General features: G+C 32.6%; 16 protein-coding genes and 4 pseudogenes. 2 read left to right on the forward strand and 18 right to left on the reverse strand.

Annotation, left to right across the window (positions count from 1 at the left end):
- Positions 1 to 9: 9 nt before the first annotated feature.
- The 10 genes and pseudogenes from uvrA to gap form a co-directional block, all read right to left on the reverse strand.
- A pseudogene (uvrA, locus tag NMU03_RS02355) lies at positions 10 to 2,834 on the reverse strand (excinuclease ABC subunit UvrA).
- Positions 2,821 to 4,164: a CCA tRNA nucleotidyltransferase gene (locus tag NMU03_RS02360; protein WP_290140968.1), complete on the reverse strand. Its 1,344-nt coding sequence runs from the start codon at positions 4,162 to 4,164 to the stop codon at positions 2,821 to 2,823. The pseudogene uvrA and the gene NMU03_RS02360 overlap by 14 nt, the downstream one beginning before the upstream one ends.
- A pseudogene (uvrB, locus tag NMU03_RS02365) lies at positions 4,161 to 6,135 on the reverse strand (excinuclease ABC subunit UvrB). Before uvrB ends, NMU03_RS02360 begins: the two are co-directional and overlap by 4 nt.
- 12 nt (positions 6,136 to 6,147) lie before the next feature.
- Positions 6,148 to 7,503, reverse strand: a complete 1,356-nt coding sequence (locus tag NMU03_RS02370) for a S41 family peptidase (RefSeq protein ID WP_290140969.1) — start codon at positions 7,501 to 7,503, stop codon at positions 6,148 to 6,150.
- Positions 7,504 to 7,669: 166 nt separating this feature from the next.
- The gene (locus NMU03_RS02375; protein ID WP_290140972.1) at positions 7,670 to 8,038 is read right to left on the reverse strand and encodes a metal-dependent transcriptional regulator; all 369 of its coding nucleotides are present in this window, start codon (positions 8,036 to 8,038) and stop codon (positions 7,670 to 7,672) included.
- 43 nt (positions 8,039 to 8,081) lie between these two features.
- Positions 8,082 to 8,860: pseudogene (locus NMU03_RS02380) on the reverse strand (ZIP family metal transporter).
- A gap of 167 nt (positions 8,861 to 9,027) precedes the next feature.
- Positions 9,028 to 9,645: a hypothetical protein gene (locus NMU03_RS02385; protein ID WP_290140974.1), complete on the reverse strand. Its 618-nt coding sequence runs from the start codon at positions 9,643 to 9,645 to the stop codon at positions 9,028 to 9,030.
- Between the two features lie 95 nt (positions 9,646 to 9,740).
- Positions 9,741 to 11,624, reverse strand: a complete 1,884-nt coding sequence (locus tag NMU03_RS02390; protein WP_290140976.1) for an Ig-like domain-containing protein — start codon at positions 11,622 to 11,624, stop codon at positions 9,741 to 9,743.
- A 241-nt stretch (positions 11,625 to 11,865) separates the two neighbouring features.
- Positions 11,866 to 13,884: an Ig-like domain-containing protein gene (locus tag NMU03_RS02395; protein ID WP_290140978.1), complete on the reverse strand. Its 2,019-nt coding sequence runs from the start codon at positions 13,882 to 13,884 to the stop codon at positions 11,866 to 11,868.
- A gap of 115 nt (positions 13,885 to 13,999) precedes the next feature.
- Positions 14,000 to 15,016: a type I glyceraldehyde-3-phosphate dehydrogenase gene (gene gap / locus NMU03_RS02400; RefSeq protein WP_290140981.1), complete on the reverse strand. Its 1,017-nt coding sequence runs from the start codon at positions 15,014 to 15,016 to the stop codon at positions 14,000 to 14,002.
- 371 nt (positions 15,017 to 15,387) lie between these two features.
- Between gap and NMU03_RS02405 the strand changes: the two genes are divergently transcribed.
- On the forward strand, positions 15,388 to 17,067 hold the full coding sequence (locus tag NMU03_RS02405) for an IS1634 family transposase (RefSeq protein ID WP_290140984.1): 1,680 nt from the start codon (positions 15,388 to 15,390) through the stop codon (positions 17,065 to 17,067).
- Between the two features lie 271 nt (positions 17,068 to 17,338).
- Positions 17,339 to 17,935 carry an ATP-dependent Clp protease proteolytic subunit gene (locus tag NMU03_RS02410; RefSeq protein WP_290140986.1) on the forward strand — a complete coding sequence of 199 codons (597 nt, stop codon included), beginning with the start codon at positions 17,339 to 17,341 and terminating at the stop codon, positions 17,933 to 17,935.
- Here the strand turns inward: NMU03_RS02410 and NMU03_RS02415 are convergent.
- The 8 genes and pseudogenes from NMU03_RS02415 to NMU03_RS02450 all read right to left on the reverse strand — a co-directional run bounded on the left by NMU03_RS02415 (position 17,917) and on the right by NMU03_RS02450 (position 21,732).
- Positions 17,917 to 18,324 carry a hypothetical protein gene (locus NMU03_RS02415; RefSeq protein WP_290140989.1) on the reverse strand — a complete coding sequence of 136 codons (408 nt, stop codon included), beginning with the start codon at positions 18,322 to 18,324 and terminating at the stop codon, positions 17,917 to 17,919. The two genes, NMU03_RS02410 and NMU03_RS02415, sit on opposite strands and share 19 nt — an antisense overlap.
- Before the next feature lie 33 nt (positions 18,325 to 18,357).
- Entirely contained in the window at positions 18,358 to 18,912 is a 555-nt protein-coding gene (locus NMU03_RS02420) for a uridine kinase family protein (protein ID WP_290140992.1), read from the reverse strand.
- Positions 18,909 to 19,547 carry a DMT family transporter gene (locus tag NMU03_RS02425; RefSeq protein WP_290140995.1) on the reverse strand — a complete coding sequence of 213 codons (639 nt, stop codon included), beginning with the start codon at positions 19,545 to 19,547 and terminating at the stop codon, positions 18,909 to 18,911. Before NMU03_RS02425 ends, NMU03_RS02420 begins: the two co-directional genes overlap by 4 nt.
- Positions 19,544 to 19,786 carry a DMT family transporter gene (locus NMU03_RS02430; RefSeq protein WP_290140998.1) on the reverse strand — a complete coding sequence of 81 codons (243 nt, stop codon included), beginning with the start codon at positions 19,784 to 19,786 and terminating at the stop codon, positions 19,544 to 19,546. Before NMU03_RS02430 ends, NMU03_RS02425 begins: the two co-directional genes overlap by 4 nt.
- Positions 19,776 to 20,207: a hypothetical protein gene (locus NMU03_RS17500; protein WP_353956671.1), complete on the reverse strand. Its 432-nt coding sequence runs from the start codon at positions 20,205 to 20,207 to the stop codon at positions 19,776 to 19,778. Before NMU03_RS17500 ends, NMU03_RS02430 begins: the two co-directional genes overlap by 11 nt.
- A 27-nt stretch (positions 20,208 to 20,234) precedes the next feature.
- Positions 20,235 to 20,755: pseudogene (locus NMU03_RS17505) on the reverse strand (asparaginase); the annotation flags it as partial.
- A 149-nt stretch (positions 20,756 to 20,904) separates the two neighbouring features.
- Positions 20,905 to 21,312, reverse strand: coding sequence for a DUF4368 domain-containing protein (locus NMU03_RS02445; protein ID WP_290141007.1), 408 nt, complete (start codon positions 21,310 to 21,312; stop codon positions 20,905 to 20,907).
- Positions 21,313 to 21,453: 141 nt separating this feature from the next.
- Positions 21,454 to 21,732, reverse strand: a complete 279-nt coding sequence (locus NMU03_RS02450; protein ID WP_290141009.1) for a hypothetical protein — start codon at positions 21,730 to 21,732, stop codon at positions 21,454 to 21,456.
- Positions 21,733 to 21,984: the final 252 nt, after the last annotated feature.

The following is a 21,984-nucleotide window of genomic DNA, read 5'->3' on the forward strand; positions in this document are numbered from 1 at the left end:
ACTTTCCTCCTATTCCAAGACCATTTTCAAAAAACGTCCCGTGTGACTCTTTTGAGAAGCTGCGACTTTTTCTGGTGTTCCTGATACTACAATTGTACCACCATTATCGCCACCTTCCAATCCCAAATCAATAATATAATCAGCAACTTTTATGATATCTAAATTATGTTCAATAACAATCACTGTATCTCCTTGATCAACGATACGATTTAAAACTTCAATAAGACGGGCTACATCATGGCTATGTAATCCAGTCGTTGGCTCATCTAAAATATAAACCGTTTTTCCTGTTGCTTTCTTTTGTAATTCACTCGCAAGTTTAACACGTTGAGCTTCCCCACCAGATAAAGTTGTGGCACTCTGCCCTAATTTAATATATCCTAATCCAACATCATAAATCGTTTGAAGTTTAGAACGGATACGTGGTAAATTATCAAAGAAAGTTAATGAATCTTCAATTGTCATCTCTAAAACATCATAAATGGTTTTATCTTTATAAGTGACCTGCAATGTTTCTTCATTATAACGTTTTCCACCACATTCTTCACATGGTACATAAACATCTGGTAAAAAGTGCATACTAATACGTTTGACACCATCACCTTGACAAGCCTCACAACGTCCTCCTTTGACATTAAATGAAAAACGTCCTTTATCATATCCTCGCATCTTAGCTTCAGGTGTTTTCGCAAATAATTCACGAATATCATCAAAAACACCAGTATATGTCACAGGATTGGAACGAGGTGTACGTCCAATTGGATCTTGTGACACTTCAATTACTTTATCAACATTTTCTAATCCCAAAATTTCTCGATGACGTCCTGGCTTTTCTTTAGAGTGATAAAGTTTAGCACGCATAGATTTGCATAAAATTTCATTCACCAATGTTGACTTTCCACTTCCAGAAACACCAGTGACACAAACAAACTTGCCAAGTGGAAATTTAACATTAATATTTTTTAAGTTATTTTCCTTAGCACCTTTGACTTCAATAAACAAACCATTACCTTTACGACGTTTAGCTGGAACAGGTATCTTATATTCTCCTGATAGATATTTTCCGGTAATAGAATTTGGATGATGCATCACTTCTTCAGGTGTGCCAGCTGCTACCACTTCACCACCATGAACACCAGCACCTGGTCCAATATCAATAATATAATCAGAAGCACGCATTGTATCTTCATCGTGTTCTACGACAATAACACTATTTCCTAAGTCACGCATATTGCATAATGTTTTAATCAATTTTTCATTATCACGTTGATGTAAACCAATAGATGGTTCATCTAAAACATAAAGCACTCCTGTTAAACGTGAACCAATTTGTGTTGCTAAACGAATACGCTGTGCCTCACCACCAGATAAGCCACCAGCACGTCTTGATAATGTTAAATAGCCTAACCCAACATCATTTAAGAATGTTAAACGATCTTGAATCTCTTTAATAATTAATCTCGCAATTTGTGTTTCCGTTTCATTTAATTTTAAATCACGAACAAAAGCCAGTGCTTTTTCAATCGACATATCTGTAAATTCACTAATATTCAAACCACCAACCTGTACACTTAGAACTTGTTCATTCAAACGTTTTCCTTGGCAAGTTGGACAAGTATGTTCAGCCATAAAAGAAGCATACCATTCTTTAGACCATGAAGATGTTGTTTCTTCATATCGTCTTTGAATCAACGTTTTGACACCTTCAATATGTTTTGTTGTTTTAGATACATTACCAGAACTTGATTGTAATGTGTAACTAATCGGTTTATCTGAACCATATAAAATAATATCCAATTCTTTTTACTGAAATCTTTCAATGGTTTGTCTAAATCAATATCATATTCACGACATAGTACTAAAAATCTTTGCCATTCAATACGATCTGTTCCTACCGATGTCTTAAAATAACGGATTCCACCCTGATTAATACTTAATGACCAGTCAGGTATCAACAAATCATTATCAACTTCATTTTTTACACCAATCCCTTTACAATCTGGACAAGCTCCTAAAGGATTGTTGAAAGAAAACAAACGTGGTTCTAATTTAGGAACACTGAAACCACAATGTGGACAAGCCAAATGTTGAGAAAACAGTTTTTCAGTTTTTTCATCAAGATTTTCAACAATGACTTCACCACCAGTAAGTTTCAATCCTGTTTCTAAAGAATCAGCTAAACGTGAACGATAGCCTTCTTTTTTGACAATACGATCCACCACAACATCAATATTGTGTTTTTTATTTTTATCTAAAACAATCTCTTCATCTAAAAGACGCATTTCACCATCAACTTTTACACGTAAAAAACCATCTTTCATCAGTTGTTCAAATAAGTCCTTATGTGTTCCCTTCTGATTACGACACATTCTTGATAAAACCTGTAATTTTGTACCATCAGGATATTGATCTATCGTATCAACCATTTGTTTTATGGTTTGAGATTCAATCAAAACGTGATGAGTTGGACAATAGGCATGACCAACTCTCGCATAAAGAAGTCTTAAATAATCAAAGATTTCTGTGACTGTTCCTACTGTAGAACGAGGATTGTTGGATGTTGTTTTTTGATCTATCGCAATCGCTGGTGAAAGTCCATCAATACTGTCCACATCTGGTTTTTCAATGCCACCTAAAAATTGTCTTGCATAGGCACTTAATGATTCCACATAACGTCTTTGTCCTTCTGCATAAATGGTATCAAAAGCCAAAGAAGTTTTTCCACTTCCTGATAAACCTGTCATAATAACAAGCTGATCACGAGGAATTTCTACATCAATATTTTTTAAATTATTCACTCTTGCACCCTTGATAATAATCTTATCCTTGTTCATACTTTCTCAAACTCCTTAATATCTTTTCTTTACGATAACCTTGTAATTGTAAATCATAGGCTTCTTCAAGTATCTTTTTAAACATTTGTTTATTTTGAAAACCATTTTCAATCAGATCATGTCCATCAATGATGGCAGGTAATGCCTGATTGCCCAAACGTTGTTGTTTATCTTGGATAAAAATCCAAAATTCATCATATTGTGATTGAGCAACTTTTCCCCTACCTAACTTATCACAACAACTTATATAAATCAAATCATTCATAGAAACTTTTCCATCAATTTTCTTTAAAAGCCTTAAATAAGATATATCTCGAGCATGATGACGAGACATATTCATCAAATGCATATGATACATAATCATTGTTTGAATATATTGTCTGGCTTTTTTAGAAGTAATGAAATCAACGGTTTGAAAAACCTCTACTCCTGCCTCATTATGTAATGGAGCGTGTCCCTGTTCTGTTGTAACAAGTGGTTTGCCAATATCATGTAATAAACATGACCACATAAACCATAGTGGTTGATCTGTTTTTTGTTTAACATGACTAGCAACATCAATAACTAACATAGTATGGGTAAAGACATCTCCTTCAGGATGAAAATCTAAACGTTGGTTTGTTGTTGTGAGGGCTTGTAAATAAGGTGGCAGAGCCCCTATATCCTTTAAAAACTGAAAGCCAAGCGAAGGCATATCTGTCATTAAAATTTGACTATATTCCTGATACACTCTTTCTTTAGAAAGGTTATCAAGCATATGTTGTTCAACCATTTGACGACATAAAGCTTTGGTTTGTGGTTCAACTTCAAATTGCAGTTTTGCTATAAAACGAGCCACTCTTAATACACGCAAAGGATCTTCAATAAAACGCTTTTCATCCACGCAACGAATGATGTGACGATGAAGATCTTCTAAGCCTCCTGATAAATCAATGATTTTTTTATGTTGATAATCATACATCAGGGCATTGATTGTTAAATCACGTCTTAAAATAGCTTTTTCAAGAGGTAAATCAGGATCTATAAAGGTTTCAAAATCCTGATGTTTATGACCTGTTTTCTTTTCTTGACGAGGCAAGGCAAAATCATAATGAGGAAGTGTATCTAGTTGCACAATTGCAAAGGATTGTCCAAAGGTATTGACATGACCATATTGTTGTAAAATGGTACACAGTTGATTATAAGATAGATGATAAACTTCAACATCAACATCATGTTGATCACAATATCCCATCATTTCATCACGAACAGTTCCACCAACAATATACACTTCTCCCCCATGATTTAAAATATCATCAAAAATCGTTTGTGCCAAAGCCTCTATTTTCATGATTTTTCACCTTTTAATTCCAAAATAATATCTCTTAATTCCATCGCTCTTTCAAAATCAAGCACTTTAGCTGCTTCTTTCATTTCTTTTTCAAGATCTTCAATCAATTTCTTCTTCGCCTTTTGAGGCGCTTTCTTACCTTTTTGAAGCAATGATGATGCTTCTTCCATTGTTTCTTTTCCTTGAATCAGATCATGAATTTCTTTATGAATTGTTTGTGGAATAATATGATGTTCTTGGTTATAGGCTTCTTGAATCTGACGACGACGATTGGTTTCATCAATCGCTTTTTGCATAGATTCAGTCACATGATCACCATACATAATGACTTTTCCATTAGCATTTCTGGCAGCACGTCCAATCGTCTGAATTAATGAACGTTCACTTCTTAAAAAGCCTTCTTTATCAGCATCCAATATACAAACAAGCGAAACTTCAGGTAAATCCAAACCTTCTCTTAATAAGTTGATTCCTACTAATACATCATATTTTCCAAGTCTTAAATCTCTTAAGATTTCAGTTCTTTCTAATGTTTTTGTATCTGAATGTAAGTAAGCCACTTTTAAACCAACTTCTTTTAAATAAGCACTCAAATCTTCAGCCATACGTTTTGTCAGTGTTGTAATTAAAACCCTTTCATTTTTTTCAATACGCTCATGAATTTCATCAATTAAATCATCAATCTGATTTTGAGTTGATCTAACATCAATAATGGGATCCAATAAACCCGTTGGTCGAATAATTTGTTCAGCATATTCACCATGTGTTTTTTCTAATTCATAATCACCCGGTGTCGCTGAAACATAAATCACCTGATTGATAATATCTTCAAATTCTTCAAAGCGTAATGGTCGATTATCTAAGGCACTTGGTAAACGAAAACCATATTCTACAAGTGTTTCTTTACGACTACGATCACCATTAAACATTCCTCTAACCTGTGGCAACATGACATGACTTTCATCAATAATCATTAAAAAATCATCAGGAAAATAATCGATTAAAGTGTAAGGCCTTTGTCCTGCCTGTCTACCATCAATATGACGTGAATAGTTTTCTATTCCTGGACACATCCCCACTTCTCTTAACATTTCAATATCATGTCTTGTACGTTGATCTAAACGCTCATATTCCAATGGTTTCATAGCGTCTTTAAAATATTGTAAACGATCTTTTAATTCTTCAGATATAGTATCACAAGCTTGTAACATTTGTTCCTTTTTTGTGACATAGCCATATGCTGGATAAATTGTATATGTCTTATAGCGTGCCAACACTTTTCCAGTTAAAGGATCAACTTCACTGATACCTTCAACTTCATCACCAAAAAGTTCAATACGAATCAACCAGCTTTCCGTATGTCCAGGAACAATTTCAATCACATCGCCACGAACACGAAATGTTCCTTTTGACTGTTCAATATCATTTCTTTGATATTGGCGATCAACAAGGTAAGTTAAAAGTTCACGACGATCAAAATCCTCTCCAACACGTAAAGAAAAATCATTTCACGATATTGTTCAGGATTTCCCAGTCCATAAATAGAAGCAACTGATGCAACAACAATAGTATCATTTCTTTCTAATAAAGAATTCATTGCTGCAGAACGCAACATTTCAATTTCATAATTGGTTTTGGCATTTTTATCAATGTAAGTATCACTTTTAGGAATATAAGCTTCAGGCTGATAGAAATCGAAGTTAGAAACAAAATATTCTACGCGATTTTCAGGAAAAAACTCTTTTAACTCTGAATAAAGTTGTCCAGCCAATGTTTTATTATGAGCCAAAACAAGTGTTGGTTTATTAATCTGAGCAATCACATTCGAAACTGTAAACGTCTTTCCTGTTCCTGTTCCCCCTAATAAAACCTGTTCCTTTTTCCAGCTTTAATGCCATCTACAAGTTGTTTGATGGCAGTTGGCTGATCTCCCATTGGAGAATATTGAGAAACCAATTTAAACTTTTCCATGATTGACACCTCCTATTGAATCAATTGAGCTATTTTTTGTATATAAACATCCTCTTTTTCCTGATATAAATGATAAGTTAAGGCACTTAAAAGAATTAAACGATCATCAGTCGAATAAATACCATCCTGATTTAAATGATAATCTTTTTCAAAAGTCTTTAAAACATCAGTTGTTTGATGTGAAAAATATCCATCTTGACGATCTGTTTTATAACCAAGTTCTGTCAACATTTCTTGCATATAAGCAATATTATCATTGACATCATCATATTGATATGATGAATTCATTTCTCCCATATGAAAATCATGAATAGTAGTTGTTTTGATTTCATAATCTGGTTTTAATCCCGTTCCATTAATCCATGTACCATGAGGAGTCAACCATTTTTCATGCGTATATTTCAAAACAGATGAATTTGAAAGTGTCACTTGTGTTTGTGCCACACCCTTTCCATAAGTTGTTTCACCTACAAGCTGATAATTCAGATTTTCTTTCAATCCCGCACTTAATACTTCTGAAGCACTCGCTGTTTGATCATTAACTAAAATATAACCCTGCTCAAAAACATATTTTTCCCGACTTGTCGCTTTATATTCTTCACTCTCACCATCCTTATCCTGTAAAGAAAATAAAACTTGTCCTTTAGGAATAAACAAATCTAATATATCTTGTGCTGCATTTAAATAACCACCACTATTATCTCTTAAATCAATTATTAGTTTTTCAACATGTTGAGCTTTCATATCCTGTAAAGTCTTTTCAATCACTTCACCAATTTTTTCACCAAAAGTAACAATACGTAAATAACCAACAGATTGATTATTGAAAGTCATAATTGAAGAAGCTACGGATGTATCCACACTTTGACGTGTCGCTGTGAGTTCCTGACTCTTCCCATTTCTTAATAAACGCAATTGAACTTGACTTTGCCTTTCACCTTGAATCATTTCTTTCACCTTATCAGAAGTATATCCAGCAATCGATGTTCCTTCAATATGTGTAATAATATCACCACTTAAAAGCCCTGCTTTAGCTGCTGGTGTATCTTGATAAACATCTAAAACAATTGCTCCATCATCAACCATTGTAAAAGTAATACCAATTCCTTCAAAAGTTCCATTAATAGAAACACCTAATGCTTGTGACTGTTCTTGTGAAAGATAAGAAGAATAAGGATCACCCAAAGCTAAAACCATCCCATTTAACATACGCTGTTGTAAACTTGTCTGAGAATCACTTGTATCTAAGAAATCACTTTCTACAATTTGTGCAATTTCATTATAAACACTACTGACTTCATTATGACTTCTCAGTTGAAAACCATGTAGAAAATAACCTCCAACTCCCCCAACAACAAGACAAAACACACAAACAATAACATAAATAGGTCCTTTTTTTAATCTTGTTTTCTTTTTTGATCATACTTAAACTGAAAATCATCCATAATTACACCTCGTCTACTTATTCTATCATAGATTGATATATTTTTTAACTCACAAACCCATTTTATTTTTTAAACAAAGAAAAGCAATCCTAAGACTGCTTCTTTAAAAAGTTTTGAATACATTGTTGTGTTTCATCACTAATAATATGTTCAATACGACAAGCATCATCTTCAGCCTGTTTATCACTCACACCAATTGCAATCAAAAAAGCGGTTAAAATCTGATGACGATTATAAACTTTTTCAGCAATGCGAAGACCTTCATCAGTAAAATCAATATAGCCTTTATCATCAACAACAATCAATTGTGATTCTTTTAATAATTTGATGGCACGTGATACACTTGGTTTAGAAAAATCCATTGTATGTGCAATATCAATAGAACGAACATATTTATTTTTATTTTTTAAAATTAAAATTGTTTCTAAATACATTTCACCTGATTCATGTAAGTCCATTTTTGTCACCTCATATCAATTTCTATCATTATATCACACTTTATTAAGATAATGCTACATCTAATATCATCATGATAACAAATCCTATCGCAAAACCAATTGTCGCAATATTCGAATGTGTGCCATTTGAACCCTCAGGTATTAATTCCTCAACCACAACATAAGCCATTGCACCTGCTGAAAAAGATAGAAGATATGGCAGAATAGGAATAAAAAATTGTGATAAAACAATCGTTAGAATAGCTCCAATAGGTTCAACAACACCTGATAACGTTCCATACATGAAAGCTTTTCCTTTAGAAATCCCTTCGCTTTTTAAAGGCATTGAAATAATCGCACCTTCAGGAAAGTTTTGAATAGCTATTCCTAATGATAAAGCAATCGCTCCAGCAACAGAAACTTCCACATTTCCCATTAAGGCTCCTGCAAAAACAACACCGACAGCCATTCCTTCTGGAAAATTATGCATTGTGACAGCTAAAATCAACATTGTCGTACGTTGGAGATGAGCTTTCTTTCCTTCTACCTGATGATCTAAATGCATATGGGGTATGGTACGATCTAAAAAAGCAAAAAGAATATTCCCAACAAGAAACCAACTGCCGCTGGAATAAAAGACAATTTTCCTAAACTTTCAGACATATCTATCGCTGGAATCAACAACGACCATACCGATGCTGCAATCATGACTCCAGAGGCAAAACCTAATAATATTTTTTGAATGTGATCATTCATTTTTTCTTTCATAAAAAATACACAAGCAGAACCTAATGTTGTTCCTAAAAAAGGAATCAAAATTCCAATTATTACAGATGTATTCATCATTCACACCTCATTTCTTTAGGTTCATCTTACTATATATCGATAATTCTTTCAAAAGATATGCAAAATAATTGTCACGTTATTTTTCACATCAAAAGAAAAGATACACCGCAGTGTATCTTTTCAACAAACTTATTTACCTGAATCCTTCATAACATACCTTTATGTTATATGTCATGTCTTTCTATCATTGATTCAATTATTTTTTCAATAATTCTTCTTTTTTTAGTCATTAGAATAATTCCAGCTCCAACCACTGCTATAGCACCACTCATTACATATAATCCTATTTTTGACTCATCATCAGTTTTTACTTTATCTGTCTGTTTTTGGCTTGTTGTTTCTTGAGTAGGTGTTTGTACTGATGGTGTTGTTGTTTCTGTATTTGGTTTGTCTGTCGGTTGGTTGGGTGCTGTCGTGTTATCTTCTTCACTATCTACATAAACCAATGCATAAGTTGAGAATTTATCAGTTTTGAACGTTAATGTTCCATCTTTATTTTCAACTGTATCTAACTTTTCAGCTTTTTCATCATGTACTCTTACAATATAGAATTCTCTATTTTCCTTCTTTAACTCTTCTGGAATAGCTACTGTAAATGTTAATTGATCATCTAACTTTGTGATATTTCCTAATTCTTTATTTTCAGCTTTAATAACAATAGAAATATCAAAATATTGACCTACATTTGCATTCTTGTCAATTGCTTTTTCTACAAGAGCTTTATCTGCAGTTGTAACATTTTCTGCTTTCATATTTTCAACTTGAACTTCAGTCGAAATCACTTGTCCATTATCAATAGCCTCTGCTATTTTTTCTGCAGTTTCTTTGCTTACTGATGTTACTTCTTTTCCGTTTGCAACATTATCTACAATTGATGCTAATGTGGCAGATATATTTTTTGAGATTCTTTATCATTGATTGCTACTGTAACTTTATCAACTGGTTTAGAAGTGTCTAAACTAGGTACTTCAACCTTTGACTCTACTTTATAAACTGTTACTTCACATTTTGCACTTTGATCTCCAGAAGTAGCTGTAATTATAGCTTTACCTGGACCAACTGCTGTTACTTTTCCATTTTCATCTACAGTTGCAACTGTTTGATCATTTGAAGACCATGTCAATTGATCAGTAGTATTTGCTGGATCTACTGTTGCATTTAAAGTCATTGTACTTCCGACTTCTAGATTTGCACTTTCTAAAGATAAAGTTATTTTTTTAGTAGGCACTGCCTTACCTTCAATATAAACGGCAGTTAACTCAGTACCTTTTTTAGCAAATGCAATTTGTCCACCAACAACAACTTTTGTTTGTGGTTTAGTCCATGTCCATCCATCATCTAAAGAAACATTTTCTAAAGTCACATTAGCATCAGCTGTTGTATTTAAATTTGGCTTTGTAAATTCTTCTTTTTCCTTAATTTGTACCACATTAATTAAATTACCTGTTTTATCATAGACCAATACACGAACATTAGAAAGTTTTGAAGTATTAGAAACTTCAGCCTCTTTACCAAATGTATAAACATCTCCATTTGTTGAAGGTTGTAAAGTATAGTAAGTTTCATTTCCAACTGTGATTGTTTTTGTCTTGCCTTCTAATCCAGTTGTCCCATAAACTCCATTACTTCCGTCATAAAATTTAACCTTTCCTAAACTAGAATAGTATGTAGTAATACCATCTTCAACATTAATTGTTTCACTAACAGAATGTTTCAAAGTTCCATTTGATATACCATTACTTGTAAATACATTACTATATACCTCTGAAATCACTTCAAAAGCACCTATAGAATCATTACTATTCGTAATTTTTAATTCATTGTTATCATTCAACTGAAAACTAGCATCTTCTAAACTTGTAGCTTTTGTTAATTGATTATATCCAGTAGTTTTTGTAGCTAAAGTTTGTTCTAAATTATCAAAATATTTTGCATTATATGAAACACCACATAATAAATGAGGTTGGCTTTCAATTCCTATAATTTTTGCTTTTGTTAAATCCAAATTTTCAAGCACTATTTTAGATGTTGGTGTTACATCTTCATAATTTATACCTTCTATATGTTGCAGTCCATAATCGCTAGTTTTACTCATTGCACCATTTCCAAATAATATACCAATATGTTGTCCAATATATTCACCAGAAACAGAGCAATTTCTAAATGTATAAGTACTATTTTTAGCAGGTTCGTATCCAATAAATAAACCATTATATGTCGAACTTGTATAGTTTAAATTAATATGAACACTCTCCATAGTCGTATCCCCATCTGCTTGAATAACTATTGGTGATTCATTATTGTTATTATTCCCAACTTCAACATTACCACTAAATGTAATATGAGTATACTTATGTTCTTTTTCAGTATACTTATCTTCTTTTGCGAGATTTACTTGTTGACAAACTAATCCAGTATATGAACCATTTTCTAATGTTGACACATTAAGAACTAAATTAAAATTTTTCAAATCTCCTGCATAATAGTAATAAATAAAACATTTTTGTGATGGTAAATTCTTAATTTGATGTCCATTACCATCTAGCTCACCATAAAAATACTTTAAATAATAATCTGTAGATGGAATTTCTTGCGATAAATCAATATCATTCGCTAACTTTGCATAGATATATTGTTCTCTTTGATCCAATAGTTTCAAATCATTAACATTTGAAATAATATATGGATTGTCTTTTGTACCATCTCCCGTTGTTGCATTAACATTTACAGGTAGCACAAACAACGATAATACCATAATCATAGAAGCTACTACACCTAAAAACCTTTTTTGATAGACTTCATTTTCCTTTTCCTCCCTTATGTCATAATTGTAGCCCCCCCCGTGTGTTTGTCAATAAAAATATAGCTCTCAAAATCAAATTATCAACGCTAAAAAAGATACACCGCAGTGTATCTTTTCAACAAACTTATTTACCTGAATCCTTCATAACATACCTTTATGTTATATGCCATGTCTTTCTATCATTGATTCAATTATTTTTTCAATAATTCTTCTCTTTTTTAGCAAGTACGACAATCCCTGCTCCTACTACAGATATTGTTATCATTAATCCATATAAAACTGTATTTGAATTATCATCTGTTTTAACTGTTTTATCACTTTCTGTTGTTGGTGTTGTCGTTGTTTGTGTTTGTTCTGGTTTTTTATTTGTTCCTTCTGGATTTGGTGTTGGATTAGGGTTAGGTGTTGGTGTTGGAGTGTCATCATCAACACTATCTACATAAACCAATGCATAAGTTGAGAATTTATCAGTTTTGAATGTTAATGTTCCATCTTTATTTTCAACTGTATCTAACTTTTCAGCTTTTCCTTCATGTACTCTTACAATAGAGAATTCTCTATTTTCTTTCTTTAACTCTTCTGGAATTGCTACTGTAAATGTTAATTGATCATCTAGTTTTGTGATATTTCCTAATTCTTTATTTTCAGCTTTAACAACAATAGAAATATCAAAATATTGACCTACATTTGCATTTTTATCAATTGCTTTTTCTACAAGTGTTTTATCTGCAGTTGTAACATTTTCTGCTTTCATATTTTCAACTTGAACTTCAGTCGAAATCACTTGTCCATTATCAATAGCCTCTGCTATTTTTTCTGCAGTTTCTTCACTTACTGATGTTACTTTTTCTCCATCTGCAATGTTCCCTACAATTGATGTTAATGTATTAGATAAATTATCTTGAGAACTTTCATCAGTGATTCCTACCTTAACTTCATCAACCGGTTTAGAAGTGTCTAAACTAGGTACTTCAACCTTTGACTCTACTTTATAAACTGTTACTTCACATTTTGCACTTTGATCTCCAGCAGTAGCTGTAATTGTAGCTTTACCTGGAGCAACTGCTTTTATGTTTCCATTTTGATCTACAGTTGCAACTGCTTTATTATCTGATGACCATACAACAGTATCTAATGCAGTCGCAGGTGTTAAATCTGCTTTTAATTCAAATGAACCACCAACCTCTAAAGAAACCTGATTTGTTGATAATTCAATTTCTTTCACACTTGGTGCGACAACATATTGACCATCTTTTTTATGAAGTGTATAGTTTTTAGCAACATATGCCTCTACATCAGAACTAAATGTTCCACCAGTGATAGTTATATACTTTAATGAATCATCTTGTCCACCACTCATCTTCGCAATAATATCTTTATTGACCTTAGATATAAATTGACCACCCGTAATGTTCAAAATACCTTTATCCATTACATTGTCTAATCTTCCATTCATGAGAACAATTCCAGTTTCAGATGTAAAATTACCACCATGAATAGATGCTTCATTCCAGTTTAATAAAGCTGATTGAGAAACATTTTTTATTGTTCCATCATTAATAGTTAATTGACCATAATCATCATTTTTGATTGTATTCAATCCACCAGTAAATGTTCCACCATTAATAGTTAAAACAGATGGTGTTTTTGAAGTATTTTGATTACCATTATACCACCCATTTTCAACCATACTTGAATAATGTCCATTTTGCTTAACAGTAACACCATTATTAATTGTCATAGTTCCATGATTTACAATATTGTAATAAGAGTTACTACCGCTATCATCTGGACTAGTACCTTTTTCTTGACTTCTTGTATAAGTTCCACCATTTAATGTCATTGTAGCTCCTACTTCATTTTGAATAGCTGCTTTTCCATGACTTACATTATCAATAGTACCATTACCAACAATAGTTAAATTACCATTATTTGTAATCGTATGGTTTGAAACATTTGTTATAGTATGACCATTTAAATCTAGGGTAAAATTTTTGTCTTGTCCAATAGTTAGATCCTCTTTTATATCATTTAATAAGACAATTGTTTGACCATCTTGGGCATTACTCAACGCATCTCTCAGTGTTGCGTATTCTTGATTACCTATTTTTGCAGCATTTTCGTTAGCTGCATTAACGCTTATAGGTAATACAAACAATGATAATACCATCGCCATAGAAGCAAGTATACCAAAAACCTTTTTCTTAATAGACTTCATTTTCCTTTTCCTCCCTTATGTCATAATTGTAGCACCCCCCCGTGTGTTTGTCAACAAAAACTAGCTATATAACAAAAAAAGACTTACTGGATAATCCAATAAGTCCTTTTCTAAATTATTTAGTTAATTCAGCGAAATATTTAATAGTTCTAACCATGTTAGAAGTATAAGAATTTTCGTTGTCATACCAAGCAACAGTTTGAACTTCAGTAGTTCCGTTATCTAACACTTTAACCATTGTTTGAGTTGCATCATATAATGATCCATAAGTCATTCCGATAATATCAGAAGAAACTAATTGTTCTTCAGTGTATCCGAATGATGGAGTTACAGCTGCTTTCATTGCTTCGTTAACTTGTTCTACAGTTACTTCACCATCAACAACTGAAGTTAAGATAGTTGTAGATCCTGTTGGAACAGGTACACGTTGAGCTGAACCAATTAATTTTCCATTTAATTCAGGGATAACTAAACCGATAGCTTTAGCAGCTCCTGTTGAGTTAGGCACGATATTAACTGCAGCAGCACGTGCTCTTCTTAAGTCACCTTTTCTATGAGGTCCATCTAATACCATTTGGTCACCAGTATAAGCATGTACTGTTAACATGATACCAGATTTGATTGGTGCTAAGTTGTTTAATGCGTTAGCCATAGGTGCTAAACAGTTAGTTGTACAAGATGCAGCTGAAATGATTGTATCATCAGCAGTTAATGTTCCTTCGTTTACACCAAATACAACAGTTGGTAAATCATTTCCAGCTGGTGCAGAAATAACAACTTTTTTAGCTCCTGCATCAATATGAGCTTGAGATTTAGCTTTAGAAGTATAGAAACCTGTACATTCTAATACTACATCTACTCCTAATTCTCCCCAAGGTAATTTTGAAGCATCTGCTTCTTTGTAGATTTCGATTTCTTTTCCGTCTACCACGATTGAAGATTCTTTAGCTTCTACTGTATCTGCTAAAGCATATTTACCTTGAGCTGAATCATATTTTAATAAATGTGCTAACATTTTAGGATCTGTTAAGTCGTTGATTGCAACTACTTCATATCCTTCAGCTCCAAACATTTGTCTAAATGCTAGACGTCCAATACGTCCAAAACCGTTAATTGCTACTTTTACTGCCATTTTTATGACATCCTCCTTACTAATAATTTATGTCTATATTATAGTCCACAAACCCAAATAAATCAATAAAAGTTATATGCTTTATATAAATTTTTTCACAAGGTTAAGATTTCCATTCTCTTTTTTGACAATTCTTAACCTTATTTTTACATTTCAAAAAAACATTTTTCTATGAATAATCCATCACATTTTTCTCTATAATGAATTCCCGTCTTTAGGAGTTCTCACTATATTTTTTAGTAATCCTTTTTCATCAAATATCATATTACGCCGATTTTATCGGCTTTTTTTGTTTTTTATCTTTTTTTTATTTATTTTTTATGTTATAATTTATATAGTGATACTAGTGATATCTATTATGGAGGTTATTTATGGCTTATTTTCTTAAAAAAACTCATCGTAATGGGCGTACTTATCTTTCTATCGTGGAAAGTTACTATTCCCCTCAAAAACGCTGCGGAGCTCATCGCACCTTTAAATCTCTCGCTTCTGTCGAATCTTGGAAAGCCAAAGGAATCGAGGATCCTATCGCTCATTTCCAAAAAGAAGTCGATGCTCTTAATGATGAAATTTCTAACAGTCAGGCTCTCAAAATTTCTGAATCATCTCCTGAACTTTATTTAGGATATTTTCCTTTTGTTTCTTTATTGAATAAAATGAACATCAAAAAGTTTGTTGACTATTTCAATATTTCCAATTCCTTTGAATTCGATCTGTATGAATTGCTTTCCTCTCTTGTTTTTGCCCGACTTGTGAATCCCTGCAGTAAGCATAAGACTTTTCACGAGGTTCTTCCCCAGCTGAAGGATCCTGTCCATTTTTCTTATGACCAACTTTTAGACGGTCTTGCCTTCATGGGCAATGATTACGGCAAGTTCATCGAGATTTTTAATGAGCAGATGAAGAAAGTCTATCATATCAATACTTCAAAGACTTATTTTGATTGTACCAATTTCTATTTTGAAATCGACAAGGAAGATGATTTTAGAAGAAAGGGGCCATCAAAAGAAAACAGAAAAGACCCTATTGTGAGTTTGGGGCTATTGCTCGATGCCAATCAAATCCCTATTGGCATGAAGCTGTTTCCTGGTAATGAAAGTGAAAAGCCAGTCTTAAGAGATGTGATTCAGGCTCTTAAAAAGAAAAACCAAATTTCAGGAAAAACTATACATGTAGCTGACAAGGGATTGAACTGCACTCAAAACATTGCTTTTTCTAAAGAAAATGGAGATGGCTATTTATTCTCCAAATCTGTCAAGACTCTCCCTGAAAAAGAAAAGATATGGGTATTGTTGAATAATGAAGACTGGAAAGAAATAAAAAATGATAATGGTACATTATTATACAGATATAAGTCATGCATTGACAAATTTCCTTATCATATAGAAATTGACGGGAAAAAGAAGACTATATATTTTACTGAGAAACGAGTAGTGACTTATAATCCAAAGCTTGCATCTAAAAAAAGATATGAAATCAGCAAACAGGTTGAAAAGGCAAGAAGCCTATGTTACAGTCAGGCAAAAAGAGCCGAATATGGAGATCTAGGAAAATACGTTAATTTCACTAATGAAAATGGAGAAAAAGCAAAGGCAACAATCAATGAAGACATCATAGAAAAAGAACTTGAACTGGCAGGTTATAATTTATTGATCACATCAGAAACAAATATGAAGTCAACAGACATCTACAATACCTATCACAATTTATGGAGGATAGAAGAATCATTTAGAATAATGAAATCCGATTTGGATGCCAGACCAGTATTCCTTCAAAAAGAAAACAGTATAAAGGGACATTTTTTGATATGTTACCTGGCAGTATTATTGGAAAGAATATTCCAATTCAAAATCTTGAACAATAAATATAGTACACAGGAAATTATGAAATTTGTAAAAAGTTTTAAGATAGTCAAGGGAGAAAGTAAATATATCAACGTAACAACATCAAGCAAGTTCATAAAAGACTTTGAGCAAATGACAAAATTACCGTTAACAAATTATTACTTGACAGAAAGGCAAGTAAAACAAATATTCAGGTACAAAATATAAAAAAGCAGTAGCAATCACTTAAAAGATTACTACTGTTTTTCAATGAAAGTCTCACTATATTTTAATGTTGGATACCAAAGTCAGGTATTATAGTCCACAAACCCAAATAAATCAATAAAAGTTATATGCTTTATATAAATTTTTTCACAAGGTTAAGATTTCCATTCTCTTTTTTGACAATTCTTAACCTTATTTTTACATTTCAAAAAAACATTTTTCTATGAATAATCCATCACATTTTTCTCTATAATGAATTATGGAGGTAAATTTTATGCATTTTATACCCACTGTAATATTAAAGAAAAATTCTAAAGAATATGCTTATGATATCTTCTCAAGACTGTTAGAAGACCGCATTATTATGCTCTGTGGTGAGATTAACGATGAGATGGCTAGTTCCATTGTCAGCCAACTTTTATATCTAGAATCCTTGGATAGTCAAGCTGATATTGATATGTATATTCATTCTCCAGGTGGCAGTGTATCGGCTGGTCTAGCTATTTTTGATACCATGAATTTTGTCAAATGTGATGTTTCAACCATCAGCATCGGTCTTTCAGCCAGTATGGGTGCTTTTTTACTGGCCGCTGGTAAACCTGGAAAACGCTATGCTTTGGAAAATAGCGAAATCATGATTCATCAACCATTAGGTGGTGCCCAAGGTCAAGCCAGTGATATTGAAATTTCAACAAAACATATTTTAAAACAAAAAGAAAAATTAAACCGTCTTTTAGCTCAAATGACACATCAATCCATCCGTCGTATCAAAAAAGATACTGATCGTGATTATTTTATGAATGCCTATGATGCCTTAGAATATGGTTTAATTGATGAAGTATTAAAAAACAATCAAGGTGAAACACTTTGATTGTTTTTCAATACAATAAATAATTGTCCTTCTTGAATACCTATTTCTTGAATAGGGAGATCAATTTGATATTGGACTTGATTGTCTGTAAAACATAGATGTGAATCTTTTAAAAATGATTTTAAAAAACTCATGATAGGAAATTGTAAAAACAAATATTCAATTTTGCCATGAATATTTTCAAAAATGAAACATTGATTTTCATATTTTATTTGAAAATCACAAACCACATCAACATGATATTGATTATATAACAAAACAGCTGTTAATATGATTTTTTCATCATCCATCTTCACATGCATTTCCTGCATCGCTACATCATAATTTTTAAAAATTGTTTGTAAAGCAAAAGACAATCCTGTTTGAACTTCTGATTCATTTAAAACCACTCTATCACCCCTACATTATATGCAAGGACAAACTTAGATATGTGAACAGTCTAAAACTGGATATTTTTCAAATATCTCAAAAGTTTGAAAATACTGATTTTCCAAAGGAATCCAACGATTGATAAATGTATCTATTTGTTGGGGATTTCGTTGTAATAAGCGTTCTTTTTGTAAGCTATCAGAGATTTTCAAAACAATTGTATGTGTATAATAAGATTGTAAAACCGGATGCAAAGCATAACTGCCTTCAATAATGCAAAATGGTGAATAGGGAATATGACAAGTTTCTAATAATGACATTGTTTGACAATCAAATGGCTGATAAGCAATATCTTGTTTTAAAGACCAAGGTTTTAACACTGTTTCTAAAAAGCGTTCATAATGTACATTACCACCAGGTTGTTGGAATCTTTCTTTGGTACGCATTGCCATTGGTAAAAAGAAATCATCCATATGAAAGACTTGTGCCTGAAATTTTTCAGCTAACTGACAAGCTAAAGTTGTTTTTCCACTGCCACTCATTCCATCAATTGCAAGAATAAAAGACGTCTGTTTAGCTAATTCATCATACAACTCTTGAAGTGTCATGATGTTTTCTCCTGTTTATTTTGAGCTTTTACCAATATAAAAGTTGACAACAAAACAAGAATACAACCAATGATTTTTATCAATGTTAAAGTTTCATTTAACCAGATAACGCCTACCACAATACTCGTAATAGGTTCTAAAGTCGACAAGATTGCGGTTAAAGAGGCACCTAAACAATATATTCCCTTTTGTAATAAAACAACCCCTATTAATGATGTTAAAACAGCAACAATAGCTGATAAAAGATAGCCCTGTATCGGCATGATTGATAAACATCCCATAAAGAAAGCTAAAAAGAAAATCACTATTGTATTCATGAGTACCAGATAGAAATTAAAAACATAAGGACTCATATGACGAATTGAAGAATGATCCATACCAACCATATAGTAAGCAAAAAAGATACCTGACGAAATTGCTAACAAGGCTCCAAATAAAGATGATGACGAAGAATCCATAAAACACAAAACACCGATGATTGCTAAAATCAAACAAAGTAGCTGTTGTTTATTTAATTTTTGTTGATACAAAACAAAATTCATACAACAAACAAAAAGTGGATACAAGAAATGTAAAACTGTGGCACTACCTACCCCTATATATTCATAAGATGAATACAACATAACAATTGTCAATGTATTTCCAAAAAGCCTACTTTCAAAACATCACGATATTGTTGACGATTTAATTTCAATGATTGACCTTGATAAAGAACAATAAATAAAAACAATGGTAAGACAAATAAATGTCTTAAAAAAGCCAATTGTACACCATTGTTTCCCATTGTATATGTGAGTTTTCCAATAGCTGGTGTGATGCCAAATAAAATCGTAGCAATCATTGTAAAAATAATACCCTGTTGTTTAGTACTCATTAAAGAACTCCTTTATTTGCTGATAATCATGGCTATAAGTCAATGCCAACATTAATAAAACTCTCGCTTTTTGTGGCGTTAATGTATTTCCCGGTATACAACAATGATGTGGATCAAAGACTTCATCATCAAAAACAATCCCTTGAGAAACTCTAGAACAACGAACAAAAATAATGCCTTGTTGTGTTAAATCTTCAATAGCCTGCAACCAATCTTGACTATAATTTCCACTACCAGATCCTGTTAAAACGATTCCTTGATGATTTAACGCTAAGGAGTAAAGAATCTCATGACTCGCTCCTGCATAAAAATAAGCAATGCCTACTGCTGGTAAATCAGAATAATCTTGTTTTGAAAAAAGAGAATTGACAGTATGTTTCTTAAATGTTTTTGAAAAGAAATGAACTTCATGATCTTGCATATAACCCAAACATCCAAAAGCCTTCTGTTCAAAAGCATCAACTTTATAATTATTCACTTTTTGAATATCTCTTCCAGAAAAAATAGTGCTTGAAAAAAGTCCCATGACTCCCTGATTTTTAGCTTCATCATGAGCAGCTAAACATACTGCCTGATATAAATTATAAGGACCATCAGCACTGGTTGCTGTGGCAGGACGCATAGCCCCTGTAATAACTACTGGTTTTGATGTATGTAAAGTTAAATTTAAAAAATATGCTGTTTCATCCAATGTATCTGTACCATGTGTCACAACAATACCATCAATATCATCTTGTTTAACAAGTTCATTAATTTTTTTGCTAAAATCAACCACTTTTGAGGTGTCATTTCATTACTATCAACATTCATTAATTGATATTCTTTAATATGTGCAACTTGATTAAGCATAGGAATAGATTGAATAATTTCATTAACATCCATTTCACCAGCATGATAAGCGACAGCTCTACCTATTTGCCCTCTGCCAGCAATCGTTCCTCCGGTTGCAACAATTGCAATTGTTTTCATAATTCTCACCCATTGAACATTTTAACATTTTCTTTTTTATGAAACAACCAAAAAAGCCATCAATTGAGGCACCCTCGTAAGGAAGGTGCCCCAAGGTTGCTTTTGTAATTGAATTAAATATTGATTGTTTGGGACGGTGTAGCCATTAGTTACGTCGTCTTTACTTTGTTTATCTTGCGTTTGGCGAGATGCTTCTGAAAGGCTTCTTCCATTTCTTCAGGAGTAAGCCCTCGTATCACACCAACGCCGTTGTAATAGATATCCATTAGCTGATAACGCTTTCCATCAAGGTGTCCCGGTTCGTGTATCACAATCTTTTCAATGAACTCGTGTACCAGTTCGGCAGTAAGCTTGGTCGGCTGCGTAATCTGTTTTATCTTATCAATAAAACGCTGTAAGCTTTCAGACTTGTCCGTTTCGGTTTCAAGGTACGCCTGCATATCAGATATTTCTTCTTTGAGGCTTTTCTGTTCTTCCTCATACGCCATTGACATTGTGGAAAAGCGTTCATCGGAAATCTTACCCGTTGCATTGTCCTCGTAAATCTTTTGAATCAACGAATCAATATCTTTGATACGATTCTCGGTTTTGGTAAGTTCTCTGCGTTTTTCGGACAGTTCCTTTTGCTTTTCCTCTCCTTAGCATTTCATCTGCTGTTTGGCAAACTCTTTTTCGTAAGCCTGAACATAACGAAATACTCACCGCATATTTTCAAGAACAGTTTCCTCAACAACGGCATTATCACAGAAAGCAATAAAATAGCGATCATAAGAGATAAAGAATTTAAAATTAGGTGACTTACATATATGATCATCATGGATATGAAACGCAGAGAGTTCCAGATGATTTAATAAAAAGGTTTCGAGAAGCTGAAATTCACTAGCAAAGAGAGAATGGTTAAAATTAATAGGACAAGTTTGAAAAATATGCTTGATTAAAACAGAAAATGATTGTACCATAGTAGTGGGTGGATTCATCAAAGATGAACCCAGGAGAAAAGATGAGATTGAGCCTGCAAAACTGAACCTATCTTTTCTCTTTTTCCTTTCTTAAGATTAAAAAAATCAGTCAAAATAAATAACACATAGAATATTATAAATCAAAAAACAGATAAAGGATATAAGAACTGCGGTTTCTAACGGCAAATCTTATATCCTTTTGATTATATTAATCTGCGGTTTTTCATCTAAATTGATTTTGTAGAGTTTTCGGTTTAACATTGGACTTTC

Origin of the sequence: Allocoprobacillus halotolerans (assembly GCF_024399475.1) — a bacterium.
Taxonomy (GTDB): domain Bacteria; phylum Bacillota_I; class Bacilli_A; order Erysipelotrichales; family Coprobacillaceae; genus Allocoprobacillus; species Allocoprobacillus halotolerans.

Coding starts and splice junctions, on each gene's coding strand:
- NMU03_RS02410 (WP_290140986.1), top strand. CDS start 17,339: ATGCATTTTATACCCACTGTAATATTAAAGAAAAATTCTAAAGAATAT.
- gap (WP_290140981.1), bottom strand. CDS start 15,016: ATGGCAGTAAAAGTAGCAATTAACGGTTTTGGACGTATTGGACGTCTA.
- NMU03_RS17500 (WP_353956671.1), bottom strand. CDS start 20,207: ATGCAAGATCATGAAGTTCATTTCTTTTCAAAAACATTTAAGAAACAT.
- NMU03_RS02430 (WP_290140998.1), bottom strand. CDS start 19,786: ATGAGTACTAAACAACAGGGTATTATTTTTACAATGATTGCTACGATT.
- NMU03_RS02360 (WP_290140968.1), bottom strand. CDS start 4,164: ATGAAAATAGAGGCTTTGGCACAAACGATTTTTGATGATATTTTAAAT.
- NMU03_RS02390 (WP_290140976.1), bottom strand. CDS start 11,624: ATGATTATGGTATTATCGTTGTTTGTGCTACCTGTAAATGTTAATGCA.
- NMU03_RS02375 (WP_290140972.1), bottom strand. CDS start 8,038: ATGGACTTACATGAATCAGGTGAAATGTATTTAGAAACAATTTTAATT.
- NMU03_RS02450 (WP_290141009.1), bottom strand. CDS start 21,732: ATGAATCCACCCACTACTATGGTACAATCATTTTCTGTTTTAATCAAG.
- NMU03_RS02405 (WP_290140984.1), top strand. CDS start 15,388: ATGGCTTATTTTCTTAAAAAAACTCATCGTAATGGGCGTACTTATCTT.
- NMU03_RS02420 (WP_290140992.1), bottom strand. CDS start 18,912: ATGACACTTCAAGAGTTGTATGATGAATTAGCTAAACAGACGTCTTTT.
- NMU03_RS02395 (WP_290140978.1), bottom strand. CDS start 13,884: ATGAAGTCTATTAAGAAAAAGGTTTTTGGTATACTTGCTTCTATGGCG.